Annotated in this window: 14 protein-coding genes; 11 read left to right on the forward strand and 3 right to left on the reverse strand. The window is 61.6% G+C overall.

From position 1 onward, the window contains the following. The 7 genes from OO258_RS07825 to OO258_RS07860 all read left to right on the forward strand — a co-directional run bounded on the left by OO258_RS07825 (position 1) and on the right by OO258_RS07860 (position 7,135). Positions 1-657, forward strand: coding sequence for a CoA transferase subunit B (locus OO258_RS07825; RefSeq protein WP_266029609.1), 657 nt, complete (start codon positions 1-3; stop codon positions 655-657). A gap of 154 nt (positions 658-811) precedes the next feature. Next, positions 812-2,230, forward strand: a complete 1,419-nt coding sequence (locus OO258_RS07830; protein WP_266029610.1) for a short-chain fatty acid transporter — start codon at positions 812-814, stop codon at positions 2,228-2,230. A 376-nt stretch (positions 2,231-2,606) separates the two neighbouring features. After that, a complete protein-coding gene (gene eppA, locus OO258_RS07840) occupies positions 2,607-2,783 on the forward strand; it encodes an EPS-associated small membrane protein EppA (RefSeq protein WP_009682731.1) in 177 nt (58 codons plus the stop codon). A 254-nt stretch (positions 2,784-3,037) separates the two neighbouring features. After that, a complete protein-coding gene (locus tag OO258_RS07845; protein WP_266029611.1) occupies positions 3,038-3,595 on the forward strand; it encodes a polysaccharide biosynthesis/export family protein in 558 nt (185 codons plus the stop codon). A 24-nt stretch (positions 3,596-3,619) separates the two neighbouring features. After that, the gene (locus OO258_RS07850) at positions 3,620-4,735 is read left to right on the forward strand and encodes a hypothetical protein (protein ID WP_266029612.1); all 1,116 of its coding nucleotides are present in this window, start codon (positions 3,620-3,622) and stop codon (positions 4,733-4,735) included. 19 nt (positions 4,736-4,754) lie between these two features. Beyond that, positions 4,755-6,317 carry a GumC family protein gene (locus OO258_RS07855; RefSeq protein ID WP_266029614.1) on the forward strand — a complete coding sequence of 521 codons (1,563 nt, stop codon included), beginning with the start codon at positions 4,755-4,757 and terminating at the stop codon, positions 6,315-6,317. Between the two features lie 11 nt (positions 6,318-6,328). Further along, complete coding sequence (locus OO258_RS07860) at positions 6,329-7,135, forward strand: CpsD/CapB family tyrosine-protein kinase (RefSeq protein ID WP_110745300.1); 807 nt, start codon at positions 6,329-6,331, stop codon at positions 7,133-7,135. A gap of 60 nt (positions 7,136-7,195) precedes the next feature. Here the strand turns inward: OO258_RS07860 and galE are convergent, their stop codons facing one another. The 3 genes from galE to OO258_RS07875 all read right to left on the reverse strand — a co-directional run bounded on the left by galE (position 7,196) and on the right by OO258_RS07875 (position 12,357). Further along, positions 7,196-8,161 (reverse strand): UDP-glucose 4-epimerase GalE, encoded by a 966-nt coding sequence (galE, locus tag OO258_RS07865; protein ID WP_266029615.1) that lies wholly within the window; start codon positions 8,159-8,161, stop codon positions 7,196-7,198. A 63-nt stretch (positions 8,162-8,224) separates the two neighbouring features. Next, on the reverse strand, positions 8,225-10,825 hold the full coding sequence (locus OO258_RS07870; protein WP_266029617.1) for a cellulase family glycosylhydrolase: 2,601 nt from the start codon (positions 10,823-10,825) through the stop codon (positions 8,225-8,227). A 5-nt stretch (positions 10,826-10,830) separates the two neighbouring features. After that, the gene (locus OO258_RS07875; RefSeq protein ID WP_266029618.1) at positions 10,831-12,357 is read right to left on the reverse strand and encodes an O-antigen ligase family protein; all 1,527 of its coding nucleotides are present in this window, start codon (positions 12,355-12,357) and stop codon (positions 10,831-10,833) included. 94 nt (positions 12,358-12,451) lie between these two features. Between OO258_RS07875 and OO258_RS07880 the strand changes: the two genes are divergently transcribed. From OO258_RS07880 to OO258_RS07895, 4 genes are all read left to right on the forward strand, one after another. Continuing rightward, on the forward strand, positions 12,452-13,828 hold the full coding sequence (locus tag OO258_RS07880; protein WP_266029619.1) for an oligosaccharide flippase family protein: 1,377 nt from the start codon (positions 12,452-12,454) through the stop codon (positions 13,826-13,828). Between the two features lie 235 nt (positions 13,829-14,063). Next, positions 14,064-15,530: an FAD-dependent oxidoreductase gene (locus OO258_RS07885; RefSeq protein WP_266029621.1), complete on the forward strand. Its 1,467-nt coding sequence runs from the start codon at positions 14,064-14,066 to the stop codon at positions 15,528-15,530. A gap of 105 nt (positions 15,531-15,635) precedes the next feature. Continuing rightward, complete coding sequence (locus OO258_RS07890) at positions 15,636-16,253, forward strand: acyltransferase (RefSeq protein ID WP_266029623.1); 618 nt, start codon at positions 15,636-15,638, stop codon at positions 16,251-16,253. Continuing rightward, positions 16,246-17,199: a glycosyltransferase family 2 protein gene (locus OO258_RS07895; protein WP_266029625.1), complete on the forward strand. Its 954-nt coding sequence runs from the start codon at positions 16,246-16,248 to the stop codon at positions 17,197-17,199. The genes OO258_RS07890 and OO258_RS07895 overlap by 8 nt, the downstream gene beginning before the upstream one ends. The last annotated feature ends 7 nt before the right edge of the window (positions 17,200-17,206 follow it).

The following is a 17,206-nucleotide window of genomic DNA, read 5'->3' on the forward strand; positions in this document are numbered from 1 at the left end:
ATGGCACTGACCCGCGAACAGATGGCACAACGCGTCGCCCGTGAACTGAAGGACGGCTATTACGTCAACCTGGGCATCGGCATTCCGACCCTGGTGGCCAACTACGTACCCGCCGACATGGATGTGATGCTGCAATCGGAAAACGGCCTGCTCGGCATGGGCGAATTCCCCACCGAAAGCACCCTCGATCCCGACATGATCAACGCCGGCAAGCAAACCGTCACCGCCCGCCGCGGCGCCTCGATATTCGACTCGGCGCAGTCGTTCGCCATGATCCGTGGCGGCCATGTCGACCTGACCGTACTCGGTGCGTTCGAGGTGGATGTGCAGGGCAACATCGCCTCGTGGATGATCCCGGGCAAACTGGTCAAGGGCATGGGCGGGGCCATGGACCTGGTAGCGGGTGCCGACAATATCATCGTCACCATGACCCACGCGTCCAAGGATGGCGAGTCCAAGCTGTTGCCGCAGTGCAGCCTGCCGCTGACCGGCGCCGGCTGCATCCGCAAGGTGCTGACCGACCTGGCCTACCTGGAAATCGAAAACGGCGCCTTCATCCTGCGCGAAACCGCACCGGGGGTAAGCGTCGAGGAAATCATCGAGAAGACCGCCGGCAAGTTGATCGTGCCGGATGATGTCAAGGAAATGACTTTCTAAGGCTTCACCCGATCTTGCCCTGTGGGGGCGGGTTCACCCGCGAATGCGTCGGTACATTGACCACCGCATTTGCAGGTAAACCCGCTCCCACAGGGTTTTTGTGTTGCCTGGCAATACTGCTCCACCTCATAAAACCAATAAAAGGAATGCCACTGTGGCCGCTGAAATCCAAGACAGCCGTTCCGCGCGCTTTGCCTTGCGCTGCTCCAACTGGGCCGAACGCTGGTTCCCCGATTCCTGGGTATTCGCCGCCTTGGCGGTACTGCTGGTGTGCATTGGCGCACTGGCAATGGGGGCCAAACCCACCGACACCGCCAAGGCCTTTGGCGATGGTTTCTGGAGCCTGATCCCGTTCACCATGCAGATGGCTTTCGTGGTCATCGGTGGCTATGTGGTGGCCAGCTCCCCACCCGCCGCACGGCTGATCGACCGCCTGGCGCGCATCCCCGCCAATGGCCGTTCGGCGGTGTGCTGGGTCGCGCTGATCTCGATGCTGGCCTCCTTGCTCAACTGGGGGCTGTCACTGGTCTTTGGTGGCTTGCTGGTCCGCGCCCTCGCGCGGCGCACCGACCTCAAGATGGACTACCGCGCCGCTGGCGCAGCCGCCTACCTGGGCCTGGGCGCAGTGTGGGCGCTGGGCCTGTCATCATCGGCAGCGCAGTTGCAAGCCAACCCGGCCAGCTTGCCGCCGTCGATCCTGTCGATCACCGGGGTGATTCCGTTCACCGAAACCATCTTCCTCTGGCAGTCCGGGGTGATGCTGGCGGCGCTGGTGATTGTCTCGCTGGTAATCGCCTATGCCACCGCCCCCGGCCCGAACAGCGCGCGCAGCGCTGAAGACTGCGGTGTCGATCCCAGTTTCACGGCACCCCCTGCGCCGCAACGCACCCGCCCGGGTGAGTGGCTGGAGTACAGCCCGATCCTGATCCTGCTGTTGGTGGCCCTCGCTGCCGGCTGGCTGTACCAGGAGTTCGCCACCAAACCGGCGATTACCGCGATCTCCGGCCTGAACACCTATAACCTGCTGTTCATCATGCTCGGTGCCTTGCTGCACTGGCGCCCGCGCAGTTTTCTTGACGCCGTGGCACGTGCCGTGCCAACCACCACGGGTGTGCTGATCCAGTTCCCGCTGTATGGCTCGATTGCAGCCATTCTGACTCAAGTGAAGGGCGTGGATGAGCAGACCCTGGCCCACCACATTTCGCTGTTCTTCACCCAGATCGCCACCCATGACACCTATGCCTTGCTGATGGGTGTGTATTCGGCGGTGCTGGGCTTCTTCATCCCTTCGGGCGGGGGTAAGTGGATCATCGAAGCGCCCTACGTGATGTTGGTGGCCAATGACCTGCAGTACCACCTGGGTTGGGCCGTGCAGATCTACAACGCTGCCGAAGCCTTGCCGAACCTGATCAACCCGTTCTACATGCTGCCGCTGCTGGGCGTGCTGGGGCTCAAAGCACGCGACCTGATCGGTTTCTCGTTCGTGCAGTTACTGGTGCATGTGCCATTGGTGCTGGTGTTGCTGTGGGCGCTGGGTACCACGCTGCAGTACGTACCACCCGTGATGCCATGAAGGCGGGGCCGCGCTGCGGCCCCAGCATTTCAGCGCGCAAACGCCGCATCGGCTGCGTGCTGTAGGGGCCCAGCCGGCGCAGTTGCTGGTCGTGGTGCCCCACGGCGACGAGTGAATCACCTGGGGTCGCCACGCGTGACCTGCCTGAACCGTTCACTTTCTCATCTGTGAAACGCTCACATCTCGCTACAGCGACTTCCCTGCACTTTTTGCCTGCCGATTTTTTGACGAATCGCCCGGATGCCCATTGAATTTTATTATGGTGTCGGATCATTGACGTAGTGTCACTGTGCCCATAAGCTCAATTCAACAGCACCACATCTCCCGCCACACCTCGCCACCAACTCATTGATTTTCCTACTTAAAGGAAGGGCGTATGCGCACGACTCTGATAATCAAATCGATGTTCTTGCTGGTGCTGTTGAGCGGCGCTGCGCGCGCAGCAGATTCGTATATCAGCCAGAACAGTATCATCCCTGTTTCAACCGCTGGCTGGTTCTTCGCGTTCGCTGTGGTGGGTTTTGTGGCGGTGGCCAACCGCCGAAAAATCTGAAGCTTGTTGTTTGACGGGTAATGCCATTGGCTCCGTACCTGGCTTGTCAATTTCCCAACCGTTGCTATATTCCCAGTACCCCGTGAAGGTCCACGGTTACCGGGCATCGCAACCCAGGCTGCACAGCGTCAAGGTAAGGGCCTCCAGGAAGGTCGAGGCCATCGCGGCACGGTTACGCCGCGAAGCGGAGCGAGAGTTGGTGTGTTGTTCTCATTCAGTGCTCTTTGTCGGGCCATTTGGCCGGAGGGACCCTCATGGTGCGTTCAATATTTGCCGCGTTCTGCATGCTGTCAGTGTGGTCCGGTGCGGGCTACGCCGATCAGACCAGTTCCACCTACCTGCTCAGCCCTGGCGATGTCGTGATGGTTTCGGTGTGGCAGGAAGACAGCCTGCGTCAAGAAGCCACCGTACTTCCCGATGGCAGTATCACCTTCCCACTGGCCGGGCGCATCGATGTCGCCGGTCTTGATGTAACGGCAGTCGAAAAACAAGTGGCTGCAAAACTGGAAAAATTCCTGCCCGATCCTAATGTCAGCGTTGTCGTCAAGAGCATCGCCGGCAACCTGGTTTATGTTCAAGGCAAAGTGATCAAGCCCGGCCCCGTGCAAATGGCAGGCCCTACTGCAGTGTTGCAGGCCTTGAGCATGTCTGGCGGCCTGGACAAGTTTGCCGACGAAAGCGAAATCAAGGTGGTTCGCGGTACCGGCGCTTCCCAAAAAATCCTGCCCGTGCGATATAAGGACCTGGTGTCTGGGCGGGACATGTCCACCAACATCCAACTTCAGGCTGGCGATACGCTGGTCGTCCCTTGATCTTGCCTTTAATAAGAACACTTAATGCCTCTTCTTAGAACAACTAGCATTGCAACGGCAATCTTGGTCTTGCCGTTTACGGAGTCGGTCCTGGCGGCAAATTGGCAGTCTACGGTGGTGGTACCGACAACCGTCGAATACGACAGCAACCCTTTGCTGCTGTCGTCGGGGGAGAAGGGCGTAACGCGGACGATCATTGCGCCCGATTACACCCTGATCGGTACTTTCGACCGTGACGAGTTGAGGTTGGGGCTGGGCATGAATGTGTTGCGCTCGTCCGACACGGATGTGGTCGATGACCGTGAAGACCCCGATATCAGCCTAGGCTGGCAGCGCACCACCGAGCGTGGGCGTTTCGGCCTTTTGGCGCGCTATAACGAAAGCTCGACGCTGTCGGGGACGGTGCTGGACACCGGCGTCATCACCACCGACGGTACCCAGAAGCTCTACACCCTGACTGGCAACTGGAGCCAGGCGGTGACCGAGCGCAGCACCTTGAGCAACGAAACGACCTACAACCGTGCCCGTTATGACATCAGTACGCTGACGGGTTACGACGAACTGGCGAACGTCTTTACCTGGACTTACGCCTGGAGCGAACGGGCCGATGTCTATACCCGCTTTGGTGCCCGCCGCTACGAGCCTGAGCAAGACCTGACCGCTACCGCTTCCAACAGCTACACCCCGGCAGTGGGCATCAAGTACCAACTTGCCGAAGGCCTGAGTGCCGACGCGCACATTGGCGTCAACCAGGTGTCGGGGGACGAGGGCGGCCGACGCGGGGAGGGGGGTGTTGCATTGCTGTACACCGGTACCCGTGCCGATGCCAGTTTTACCGCCGAGCGCAGCACGGTGGCCAGCGCCGAGGGTGGCTTTGCCGAGCTGGACCAGGTGCGTGGCGTGTGGAGTTACGCGCTTACCGAGTTGACCCGGGTGGGAGCCGACGCTGCCTGGCAGGACAGCAAAGGCCAGTCACCCAACACGTTGCAGACTTACAGCGTGTGGGCCAGCCGCGAATTTTCGCCGTATTGGGACCTGCGCCTGTCGCTGATGTACAAGGAACGGCAGCAGGACCGCGAAGCTGATGCGACCGCTACGATCGTTGGTTTGACGTTGACGTACAGGTACCCCGACATCTGAACTTCAGGCAGGTGGCCCCATGAAGTCTGACTACGAGCTGTCCCTCAGAGATTACATCGCCATTATCAAGGACAGAGCCCTGGTGTTAGGGGTCAGTGCCGCAGTCATTCTTGCCGCGACCGTGGCGGTCGCCTTGATGGTGCCGCCGATTTACCAGTCGACCGGCACCATCCTGGTGGAGTCGCAGCAGATTTCGCCCGAACTGGTGTCGACCAACACCACCAGCTTCGCCGATGAACGCATCGAGGTGATCCGCCAGCGGGTGATGACCCGTGAAAACCTGCTGCGGATCATTGGCAAGTACGACCTGTTCGCCGACAAGCGCCTTAGCGAAAGCGACAAAATCGACCAGATGCGCAGCGCCATCGTGGTCGAAACCCTCACCACCTTCGTGCGCGGGCGGGGTGAAGCGACCGTGGCCTTCAACGTGTCGTTCGAGCACAAGCAGGCGCAGGTGGCCAAGGAAGTCGCCGATGAACTGGTGACGCTGTTCCTCAACGAAAACCTCAAGCAGCGTACCGAGCGGGCCAATGAAACCACCGAATTCCTCACCCAGGAGGCCAACAAGCTCGGCGCTGAACTGGCCAGCCTGGAAAACCAGCTGGCTGATTTCAAGCAGGCCCATGCGAATGCCCTGCCCGAGCACCAGACCCTGCGCATGAACATGCTGTCGCGCTCGGAGCTGGAGTTCCGCGAGGTCGACCGCGACTACAAGGCTGCTCAGGAAGAACTGCGTTACCTGGAGCTGGAACTGTCTGCGGCCAATGCCGGCCTGGCGACCAAGGCAGTGGAGGGTGCCCGCCCAAGCAGTGCCGATCAGCCCCAGGACCTGGCAAGCCTGAAGGCCGAGTACGCCCGGCTGCTGACCCGCTACAAGGATGCCCACCCGGATGTGGTGGCGCTAAAACGCAAGATCCAGGCGCTGGAAGCCACGGGTGGTCGTGCTTCGGCCGCTTCCACGGTCAGCCTCGATGCGGCCCGGGTGCGCGCCAAGATGAGCGCCGCCCAGGAACGCATCGCTTCGCTGGCCCAGCAGAAACGCGAGCTGACCCGAAAGATGGAAGGCTACGAAGCCGAGATTCTAGAAGCGCCGCAGGTCGAGCGTGGTCTGGTGACCTTGATGCGCGACCACGACAACGCCCGCAAGAAGTACGAAGAAATCCGCGCCAAGGAAATGGGCGCGAAGATTACCGAAAGCCTGGAGCAGGAAAACAAGGCCGAACGCTTTGTGCTGCTGGAGCCACCGCTGCTGCCTGAGAAGCCGATCAAGCCCAACCGCAAGAAAATCGCTGCACTGGGCCTGGTGCTGGCACCTGCCGGTGGCGGTGCGCTGGTGATGCTGCTCGAAATGCTCAACCAGCGCGTGCGCGGCGTTGGCGCACTGGAAAGCCTGCTGGGCAAGCGGGTGCTGGTGGCACTGCCCTATATCGACACCCGGGCCGATGTGGCCAGGCGCAAGCGCTGGCGTAACTGGCTGATCCTGGCGGCGCTGGCGCTGGCGGCTATCATGGTAGTGCTGGTGCACGTGTTCTACATGCCACTGGATGTGCTGTTGTTCAAGGTCATATCTCGGTTTGCATAGGGAAAGCAGTGATGGACAGGACCAAGCCGGCTGTTGGCAACAATCTTCATCAGGTTACCCCGGGCACCCCGCAGGCCTTGTCACCCGCCCCCGGGACCGCACTGGCCGAAGTGCCAGGCCAGTTCGACTACGTGAACACCAAGGTGGTGCCGTTGCGGCCGGACCACCTCGAGCGCCACCGTATCGTCGCTTACAACAAGAATTCCAACATGAACGGGCCGATCGACCTGTTGCGGACGCAGGTGCTCAGGCTGATGGATGAGAACGGCTGGCGCACCCTTGGCATTACTTCACCCACGCCAGAAGCGGGCAAGACGGTGCTGGCGGTCAACCTGGCCATGAGCATCGCCCACCACACCACCAAGACCGCGTTGCTGGTGGACTTCGACCTGCGCAGGCCCAAGGTCGGCAGTACCTTGGGCTTGCCCATGGACCAGGCGCTCAACGAGTTTCTGACCGACAAGGCCGAGTTGCAGGACTGCCTGGTCAACCCGACCTTGCCGCGCTTTGTGGTCCTGCCGACGCGGGTACCGGTACCGCTGTCAACCGAGATGTTGTCCTCACCCAAGGTCAACAACCTGATCGGCGAGTTGCGCAACCGTTACGATTCGCGCATCTGCATTTTTGATTTGCCACCGTTGCTCAGTTCGGACGATGCGATCACCGTGATACCCAAGTTGGATTGCGTATTGCTGGTGGTGGCCAACGGCATGAACAACAAGAAGGAAATCGAGGATTGCCTGCATCACCTGGCCACGGTGAACCTGATCGGGACGGTGTTGAACAAGGCTGACGAGCAACCGCGGACGTATTACTGAATCACGGCCAGCCCTGTGAGCGCAGCACAACGCTGCGCCTGCAAGGCATCGGGGTAGGGCTCAGCGCGCCCAGGGATACTGCAACTCCCACTGCCAGGCATGCCGTACGATCTGCTCCAGCGACGCGAACTCCGGCCGCCAGCCCAGCACCTGCTGGGCTTTTTGCGCATCGGCCACCAGCCGCGGCGGGTCACCGGCTCGGCGTGGTGCATCCAGCGTATTGATCTGCCGACCGGTCACCGCGCGGGCCGTATCGATCACCTGCTGCACCGAAAAGCCCAGCCCATTGCCCAGGTTGAACGCGGTACGCTCTCCACCTGCCAGCAGGTAATCCACCGCCAGCGCATGGGCTGCCGCCAGGTCAGCTACGTGTACGTAATCGCGGATGCAGGTGCCGTCCGGCGTATCGTAGTCGCGGCCAAACACCGTTACTGCCTCACGTCGCCCGGAGGCAGCCTGCAGAATCAACGGGATCAGGTGGGTCTCCGGGTCATGACGCTCGCCCAGCTGGCCTTCCGGGTCGGCACCCGCTGCATTGAAGTAGCGCAGGCTCACCGACTTCAGGCCATAGGCCCGGTCGAAGTCCTCCAGAATCTGTTCGACCATCCATTTGCTCAACCCATAAGGGTTGATCGGCCCTTTGCCGTGGGCTTCGTCGATGGGTACGTACTGCGGGTTGCCGTAAACCGCGGCAGTGGAAGAAAACACCAGGTGCCTGATGCCCGCATTGACCATGGCCTGCAGCAGGGAAAGGGTAGCGGCGACGTTGTTCTGGTAATACTTGCCAGGTGCGGTGACCGACTCACCCACCTGGATAAACGAGGCAAAGTGGAACACTGCATCGAAGTGAAACACGCCAAACAGCACATCCAGCGCAGCTTCGTCGGCAATGTCGAGCCTGGCCCACTGGATACCGGGGCCGGGCGATACCAGGTCGGCCACCACCACTTCGTGGCCGCCGCCCAGCAGGTGCTTGACCATGTGCGAGCCAATATAGCCTGCGCCACCGACAACCAGGAATTTCATCCGCACCTCCTGTGACCCGCTGTTTTACCGACGCAGTGAATCGAGCGTAGATGGCCACATGCCCTATTTCAAGAACAGCCAGTTCGACATGTAGCGGTTGTCGAAGGTGATCGTGTAGTGCCCATCCTTGTAGGCTGCGGGCAATGCTTTCAGCTGCGCCTGCGCATCGCGGGCGAACAGCTGCAGGCCGGCCGGTGCCTTGATGGTCAGGCTGCCTTCAAGGGGTTCGACATTGAACGGCGTCTTGTCATCGGCCTTGGGCATGGCCCGCGTGCCCAGTGATAGCAGCAGGTCGCGCGAAACGCCCAGCGGCTTGCCGTCCAGGCTCTGCACCACGACGCTGGCGTAGGGCGTGCGGGTTTCTACCTGAATGGCACCCAGGTTGATCTTGCGGCCACCCAGCCAGCCGCTGGCGGCCTGGGTCAGTGCTGTGTCGATGGTGTAGATGCCCAGTTGCCAGTTGCGCTTGAGCTCGCCGGTGTCGGTCACCGACTTGCTGGCATCGGCAGCCAGCAGTGACTGCCCCGGGTCCCGCAGTACCTGCGCATCGGCAGCGATGTCAGCGGGCTTCAGCCATGGCAGTTCGGGTGTTTGCGGCAGGGCGATCTGCAGCTGGCCCTTTTCCATGGCCGTGCGCAACAGGGGTGAGTTGCGCGGGGTGATTTCCTGGTTGTACAGGGTGGCGGGCGTAGGGGCGAATACATAGTGAGTGGTAGCCGGCTTCACGTCTGCGCGGCGGTAGAGCAGGGCGGCAGCGGGCAGGGTGGCGAGCATTGCCGGGTCATTGTACGCGTGCCAGTTGTCCGCCGTACGCCAACCCGGGTTGAACGCCTGCTGGCTGTAGGCATATTGCAGCATGGCGTCCCAGCCCTGATGGGCGGCGGTGCCGGCCACATACAACGGCAACGAGTGACGGTCGGGCAGTGGGAAGGGCTCGGCGTTCCACTCGGTGACCGTCAGCGGCTTGCCGACTACCTGGGCGGCTGCGATCCAGTCGATCATGCCGTCGCTGGTGAGCGGGTTCTTCTCCAGTTGGCCAATGGCGCCATAGCTGTGGGCGTCGATCACGTCACCGGCCGTCAGGGCGGGCAGCGCGCTCAGGCCATTGCCGCCCCAGGTGCTGGTGGTGGCGATCGGCACTTTTACCCCGACGGTGCGCAGGTGGGCGATCATGTCGGCGTTGAAGCGATGTTCCAGTTCGTTGAGGAACAGCTTCGACGGCCCGTGTTCCCAGGCACGCCAGGTAAGGTCCGCGGGCAGGTCATACTGTTTGGCGAAAGCTTTCGCCGCAGCCATGTAGCGCTCGCTGTGGCGTGGCACATCCTTGTTCGGCATCAGGGCGTTGCCATAATGCTGGGTCAGGTCGTTCTCGTTGGTGATCAGCACTGCAGCGATGGCCGGGTCATCCTTGTAGGCCAGGCCGGTGTACGCATTCACATGGGTCAGGTACTGCTCGGCGAAGCGCTTCATGGCCTGCTGGATGCTGCTGTTGACGTAGGCGTAGCCCTTCAGGTCGATGCGCGCTTCGCCCTTGGCCAGCTCCTTGAAGTCGTCGATGCTGTCGTTGGCGGTGAGCGCGCGCTGTACGTGCATGTCCAGCCAGATGTACACCCCTTCGTCCTTGAGCGCCTTGATCCACAGGTCCAGCTTGCGCAGCGACTCGGTGCCCAGCTGCTGGGTATCACTCACCAAGGCGGCGTCGCCGAACACATTGGGGTTGACCCAGGGCGAGTCGTGGTGATGCAGGCGCACCAGGTTGAAGCCAAGGGCCGACAGGCGCTTGGCCTGCTGGCGAATTTCTTCGTCGGGGGTTTTGAACAGTGAATAGGCGGACAGGTTGGTGCCCCAGAAGCGCACCGGGGTGTTGTCGGCGAACATCAGTTGCTCGCCAACTGCCTTGACGAAGCCACGCTTGCCGGCAGGTTTCTCCGCCGCGTTGAGGAACGACAGGTCCACCGGTGAGGTGCGCCAGTCCAGCTGGTCATCGGGCCAACTGGCAGGGTCGGCCAGGCCGAAACGTTCGGTCGGGGTAGGGCCCAGATCGATGTCGCCGGTAACGTTGAGTACGGCCCTGATCTGCTGCTTGCCGGCATTGATCGGGTCCTTGTATAGAAACGCACGCAGTTCGGACGGGTTGCCGCGCTCGAAATACACCTTGGCCAGTGGCGGGTCGAAGCGCATTTCGATGCGCCGGCCCTGGTCGGCCTTGCCCCACCACCAGCCGCGGTTGTCGGGCAGCAATTGCGGGGCCCCCATGTCACCGGCGATTTGTGCCGGGTCGAACTGGAACACCATGCCGCCGCCCATTACCCCCGCCTGGCGGCTGTGTGCATCGAGGTCGATGGCCCAAGTCAGGGTTTGCGCCTGCTCCTTGCGGATATCGGCGGCCAGGTCGAAGTCCAGTTCCTTGTTCTTGCCACGCAGCGTGTAGTGGTAAGGGCCGTTGACCTTGAAGTCGGTCTGGAAGGCGGTCCAGCTCCAGTTGCCAGCCCAGAAGTCGAACTTGGCTTGCATCACCGGCCCGCCGCCGCGTGTCACGCTGGGCAGGCCATTTTGCTCATCGACACTGACCTGCCAGGCCGACCCCCAACCGGTCAATGGCAGCAAGGCCAGGCCGGCAATGCCTGAAAGGCGCACGAGATGACGCAGGGCAAGCACATTCATGAACATTACCTGGGTTGTAGGTCGGGGCCGGCCAGTTGCGTGGCCTCGCTGTTGTGCAACCGTCGCACCATCTGGGTGTAGGCCACGCCCAGTCCGGCGATGGACCAGTACACCACCGGAATGAAGGTGATGCTGCTGACGGTGAAGATGATCACCAGAATGCCGATCAGTGTCGCCAGCAAGGCCCGGCCCAGCTGCCTTCGTTCGTCGGCCTTATCGGGAAAGCTGAGCATGGCCTTGCGGATACCCTGCAGCACCACGGCAAAGAACGCCACGAACAGGCCGAGACCGACCAGGCCGACTCGCAGCGCCAGGTTGATGTAGGTGTTGACGATGTCGATGATGCCTTCGCCCTGGATCATCGATTGCATTTCCGGGGTGTTGCGGAAGTCGAATGAGCCGAACAGCGGGTTGCGCTGGATGACGATCCACGAATTGTCCATCAACCGCTCGCGGTAGGTGATGTTCTCTTTCTCGATGTTGCCGATGTAGGGCAGCAGGTCCAGCACCTTGTCGCCACCGGGCACCACGGTCAGCAGGGGCAGCGCCAGCATGGCGGCAGCAGCCAGCAACGCCAGGCGCCTCACGGCACCTTTGCCCAGAGCGATGAACACCACCACGATGACTACCGCGCCGATCCACGGGCCACGGGACAAAGGGGCGAATAACCCGGCGGCCAGCAGCAGGGCGCCCATGGCCCGGTGCAGCGGGCGTTGCACATAGCCCTGGACGAACAGGAACAGGCCGATGGCCACGCTCATCACATAACCCAGCGCAATCGCCTGGCCCGTGGTGACGCTGGCCCGCAACGCGCCGCCACGGCTCAGGTAGCCGGACATGCTCCACGGCACGCCCATGGCGTCGACCAGGGCGCTGTACAGCAGCCAGTGGCGTACATATTCGGCCACGGCGATCAGCGCCATGACGAACGAGGTGAGTACGAAGGCCAGCATGGCGTCCTTGAAGTCGCTGATCTGACGCAGGCCCCGGCTGGCCACGTAATACGGCAAGAAGACGTCGACATACAGGTACAGCGCCTGGCGCAGGGTGTCGGTGAGGGTGGTTTCGCGCAGGTACAGCACGCTCATCAGCACCAGCCCGGCTGCCAGCAACCGGTCGGCCCAGGTGCGGCCAAAGCGCAGCGTGTCGCCCTGGCGACGGAGTTGCAGCGCGGCCGGCAGCAGTACGCACAGGGCCAGCAGGCGGATGTGGTTAAGGTCGACCAGGTAGTTGACCACGCCGAAACCGGGCACTTGCACCGACGCTGGAGGGATCAGGAACAGCAGCATGTAGAACAGCGCCATGGGGTTGTGTTCGCGGCGCCCGGCCAGCCACAGGATCACCGCGCCTGCGCCCAGGTACAGCCAGAAACTGTGCGAGACAAAGGCCAGCACGGTCAGCAGGAACCACAGGTTGCGCCGGCGCTTGTAGTCGCTTGGCGGGATCAGGTCGGTAGCAGGCCGCCGCGCCAGCAGGAAGACCACGCTCGCCAGGAACAGGATGACGATCAACGCACGAAAATGTTCAGGCATCGGCTATGTACACCTTTCCCTCGGTGGGCAACGGCTAGCATCGTGGCTAATTGAAACTATAGTGACTTTAGCCGATCAGTCAGAGATTGAAGTCATGCCGTCGATTGATGTGTCAGCCGCCGCGAGCCTGCGCCAGCGGGCCATGAGGGCCGGTTCGTGGAACCTGCTGTCACAGGTGGCGTCACAGGTGATGCGCCTTGGCGGCAATCTGATCATGGCTCGACTGCTGCTGCCGGAAATGTTCGGGGTGATGGTCATTGCCACCACCGTGTCGGTACTGCTGCATTTGCTGTCGGATGTAGGGCTGCGCCAGAACATCATCCAGAGCCATCGCGGCGACGATCCAGACTTTCTCAATACCGCGTGGACCGTGCAGATCATCCGCGGCTTCGTGCTGTTTGCCTTGACCCTGTTGCTGGCCCTTGCCGCCTGGGTGGCCCAGGTGGAAGAGCTGTGGCCGGCGGACTCAACCTATGCCGCACCGGTATTGCCGATGGTGCTGGCGGTCACCGGGCTGTCGGCGGTCATCTGGGGTTTCCAGTCCACCAAGATAGATGTCGCGGTCCGAACTTTCCAACAGAAGCGCGTGGTGCTGGTCGACCTGGCGTCCCAACTGGCGGGGCTGGTGGTGATGCTGGTGCTGGGTTTGCTCACGCATTCCATCTGGGCGCTGGTGATCGCCGGCGTGGTGTCGGCCGTGGCCTGGACCGTGCTGGGGCACACCGCGCTCGAAGGGCCGAACAACCGCTTGCGCTGGGACCGCACGGCGCTGACCGAACTTATCGTGTTCGGCCGCTGGATTCTGCTTTCGTCGATGGTCGGCGTGCTGGCCATGTACGGTGACCGTATATGGTTCGGCGCCAGCATGTCGGCGGCCCAGCTGGGGGTGTATTCCATTGCGGTACTGATCCTGGGTGCTGTCCAGACTGCGCTGATGAAAATTGTCGGCGCCGTGGCACTGCCTGCCTTCAGCGAGGCGGCGCGGGCCGACGACAAGGAGCGCCTGAAAGCGCTGTATTACCGCTTCCGCCTGCTGGTCGACCTGCTGGTGCTGTTCATTTGTGGCGGCTTCCTGACCGCCAGCCCGCTGCTGATTGGCTGGATGTACGACGATCGCTACCGTGAGGCTGGCCCGATGCTGGCAATTCTTTCGCTGTCGTTCATCGTATTGCGCTATACCTTGGCTCATCAGGTGTGGATTGCCCTGGGCCTGACCAAGTACCAGGCCATGGACAACATCATTCGCCTGGTTTCGCTGTGGGGGCTGCTGCCACTGCTGCTGGCCATTGGCGGTGTCGAGTGGGCGATCTGGGGGGTTGCCCTGCATACCGTGCCAACGGTGGTGCTGGTGGTGTACGTGAACCGCAAGCTGGATATGTTCAGCCTCAAACGTGAACTGGTGGTGCTGCCGATGCTGCTGGTCGGGGCGCTGTGCGGGGCGCTGCTGACGGCCTTTTTCAACTGGCTGTGATGCAGGTCGCTTGGTGTAATTTTATGGGTACAGGTCACGGGATTATGGGGAAGCTCACTTTTTGCACTGCGCAGTTGGGTCGGAGAAGCTTTCTTCACAGTTGTGTGTTGCTCGGCGTGGGTAGCGCGGTGTGTGGCGTCTTGCCAGCCGTTGCCGGCAAACCTGGCGAACAGCCTGGGTTCGTGGTGATCAACGGTTGGGTATTGCCGTCCCGTTATTTTCGGAACGAGCCAGCATGATCAGCGATTACCAGCAGCAGAAGGCGCTGCGCGACAACTATGATTTCTGCATCATCGGTGCCGGCCCGGCGGGTATCACCCTGGGCCTGCGCCTGGCGAGCGCTGGCTGGAACGTGCTGATCGCCGAAGGCGGGGGGCGCGAGTACGCGCCGCACTCGCAAGCCCTGTATGCCTGCGCATCCACGGGTCTGGAGCTGTATGCCGAGGAAACCCGCCTGCGCTATCTGGGCGGCACATCCAACCACTGGGCGGGCCGTTGCCGGCCATTCACCGCATCGGACTTCACCTTCGCCCCGCCAGGTGACTTGCCAGGCTGGCCGATCCCCTATTCAGAGATCGAAAGCTACCTGCCGGCAGCGATGGATATCGTCGACTTGCCGCCGGGTGCAGATTTCCGTGCGATGAATACCGGCCTCGCTGGCGGTGAGTTCGAGGCAGACCGTTTTCTGCTCAGCACACCGACCCGCTTTGCGCAGAAGTACGCCACGGCGCTGGAGCAGACCAAAGGCCTGGACGTGTTCATCAACTGCAACTGTGTCGACCTTGAGTTCGACAAGGCTTCCGGCCACCTGGCGGCGGTGGTGTTGTCCGACTACGAACGCAATCGCCAGCGCCTGGTGGCGAGGAATTTCATCCTGGCCACGGGTGCCATCGAGAATGCCCGGCAGTTGCTGAACAGTGAGACGCTGGTGGCGGCAGGCGTGGTAAGCCGGCAGGGGTTGGTCGGCGGGTGTTTCATGGAGCACCTGAACATCGAGATGGGTACCTTCATCCTCAAGTCCGGGCAGGACCCTGAGCCGCGCCAGTACTACACCACCGACGCCTTCGTCGACGCGTACAAGGCGGGTAAAGGCAACGTCACGGCGGCCTTGTTGGCGGATGTGCAAACCTACGGGCGCACTGCCGAGGTCAAGCATTTTCTCGAGAACTTGGCCTGCGACATGGGGATTTCCAGCAAGATCGAATTCGTGGCCAAGTTCAGTTGCCCTGGCGATGGCGTCATCAGCACCATGATCGAACAGTTCCCCAACCTGCAAAGCCGTATTTCGTTGCTGGACGAGAAGGATGCGCTGGGGGTGGCCAAGGTCAATGTCAACTGGGCGCTGAGTGCAGATGACCGGCACACCATCAAGTGCATTGGCACGGAGCTGGCCAAGCAGTTCGCCGATATGGGCCTGGGTTTCGTCAAGCTCAATGACTTCGTCTACGACACGTCCATTCCACTGATAATGGCGCCACATGCGCACCACATGGGCACCACGCGCATGGCCGCTTCGCCGCAGTCCGGCGTTGTCGATGCCAATTGCAGGGTTTTCGGCACCGAAAACCTCTATGTCGCCGGCAGCAGCATTTTCGCCAAGGGCGGCGCTTCCAACCCGACCATGCCGCTGTTGCAGTTTGCCGTACGGCTGGCCGATCACCTTGACGCGAAGATGAGAGCGGCCAGCGGAGCCGCAGCGTAGAAGACGTTGTAGACAGGGTGAGTGCGCAGCGGTCAGCACCTAGAAGAACGAGACCGCATCGCCTCAGGGACACATCCAGCGGTACAGATCGCGAGGCCAGGCAGTATGAAGGGATGGATACGCAAGGCAGTGATGCACTATGCCCATTCAACCGGGCGAGCAGGCACGTTCTACAGGAGGTTTTGCAAACCTTCAGGGCTGGAGTGGGGCGCCTGGCTCACGCGTTGGGGCAACTTTCATTCGGTAGGGACTAACTTCTTTGTCAACACCGGCTGCAAGTTTCTGGACCCTTCACTGGTGCGTATTGGTAACAGTGTCGGGCTGTCTGACTGCACGCTGATCGGGCATGACGGGGTGGTGTTGTTGATAGAGCATCGCTTTGGCAAGCACCTTGATTCGGTGGGCTATATCGACATCAAGGACAACTGCTTCATTGGCCATGGCGCAATCATCATGCCGCGGGTGACCATCGGGCCTGAGTCGATCGTCGCCGCAGGTGCGGTGGTCACCAAGGATGTGCCGCCGGGTACGGTGTACGGAGGCAACCCGGCGGAGTTCATCTGTACCACCGAAGCGTTGATCAAGCGGGTCGAGGCACGCTGCGAGTCCTACCCATGGATTGACCTGGTCAAACAGCGCAATGGTGCCTATGACCCCGAGGTAGAGCCGCTGCTGATGGCGCAGAGGCGCCAGTATTTCTTCGGGGACAGCAACAATGGCTAAACCGGTCGACGTGATGGTGGTCAACTTCAACACCGCAGGGTTGTTGCAGCCGATGTTCGATGCCCTGCGCCGGGCTGACAGCGAGCGGCTGGCCAGCTACCTGGTGGTGGACAACGCCTCGGTCGACGATTCGGTGCAGCGCATGGCCGAGGTATGCCCGCAGGCCTTGCTGCTGAGCAACAAGCAGAACATCGGCTTTGGCCGGGCAAACAACCAGTTGCTGGCGCACCTGAAAGGCAGGTACGCCTTGTTGCTCAACACCGACGCTTTCGTCGCCACCGACTCGCTGCAGAAAACCATCGATTACATGGACGCCCACCCGGACTGTGGTGTGCTGGGCGTACGCCTGGAAGGCCGGGATGGCGACCTGCAACCCAGTTGCCGCTACTTCCCCACGCCGCTCAACGTGTTTGTCGGCCGTACCGGGCTGAAGCGGTTCTTCCCCGGCCTGAAGATGGTCGACGAAATGAACTGGGACCATGCCTCGGTGCGCGAGTGTGACTGGTTGCCCGGTTGTTTCTACCTGGTGCGCCGTGAAGTGCTTGAGCAGGTAGGCCTGTTCGATCCGCGCTACTTCCTCTACTACGAGGAGGTCGACCACTGCAAGCGGGTCAAGCAGGCGGGCTGGAAGGTGGTGTTCTACCCGCACACCACGGTGGTGCACATCGGTGGCGAAAGCTCGAAGTCGGTGGCCGAGCTGGAGGCGGCCAGCCGCCAGATCTCTGCCTACCAGATCGAGAGCGAGTTGCTGTACTTTCGCAAGCACCATGGGATTGCGGGGCTGGCCCTGCACATGCTGCTGGTCACCTTGGGTGACCTGGTGCTGGCACTCAAGGCACTGTTGAAACGACGCGGCCGCGGCGCGATTCTGGCCTGCTGGCGTCATTGCCGGGCGACCTGGTCACTGCTGTTCAAGACCCGCTACGCCAGCCAACCGACAAGGTAGGTGGAAC

This window comes from Pseudomonas sp. DCB_BI (assembly GCF_026240995.1).
Lineage (GTDB): Bacteria > Pseudomonadota > Gammaproteobacteria > Pseudomonadales > Pseudomonadaceae > Aquipseudomonas.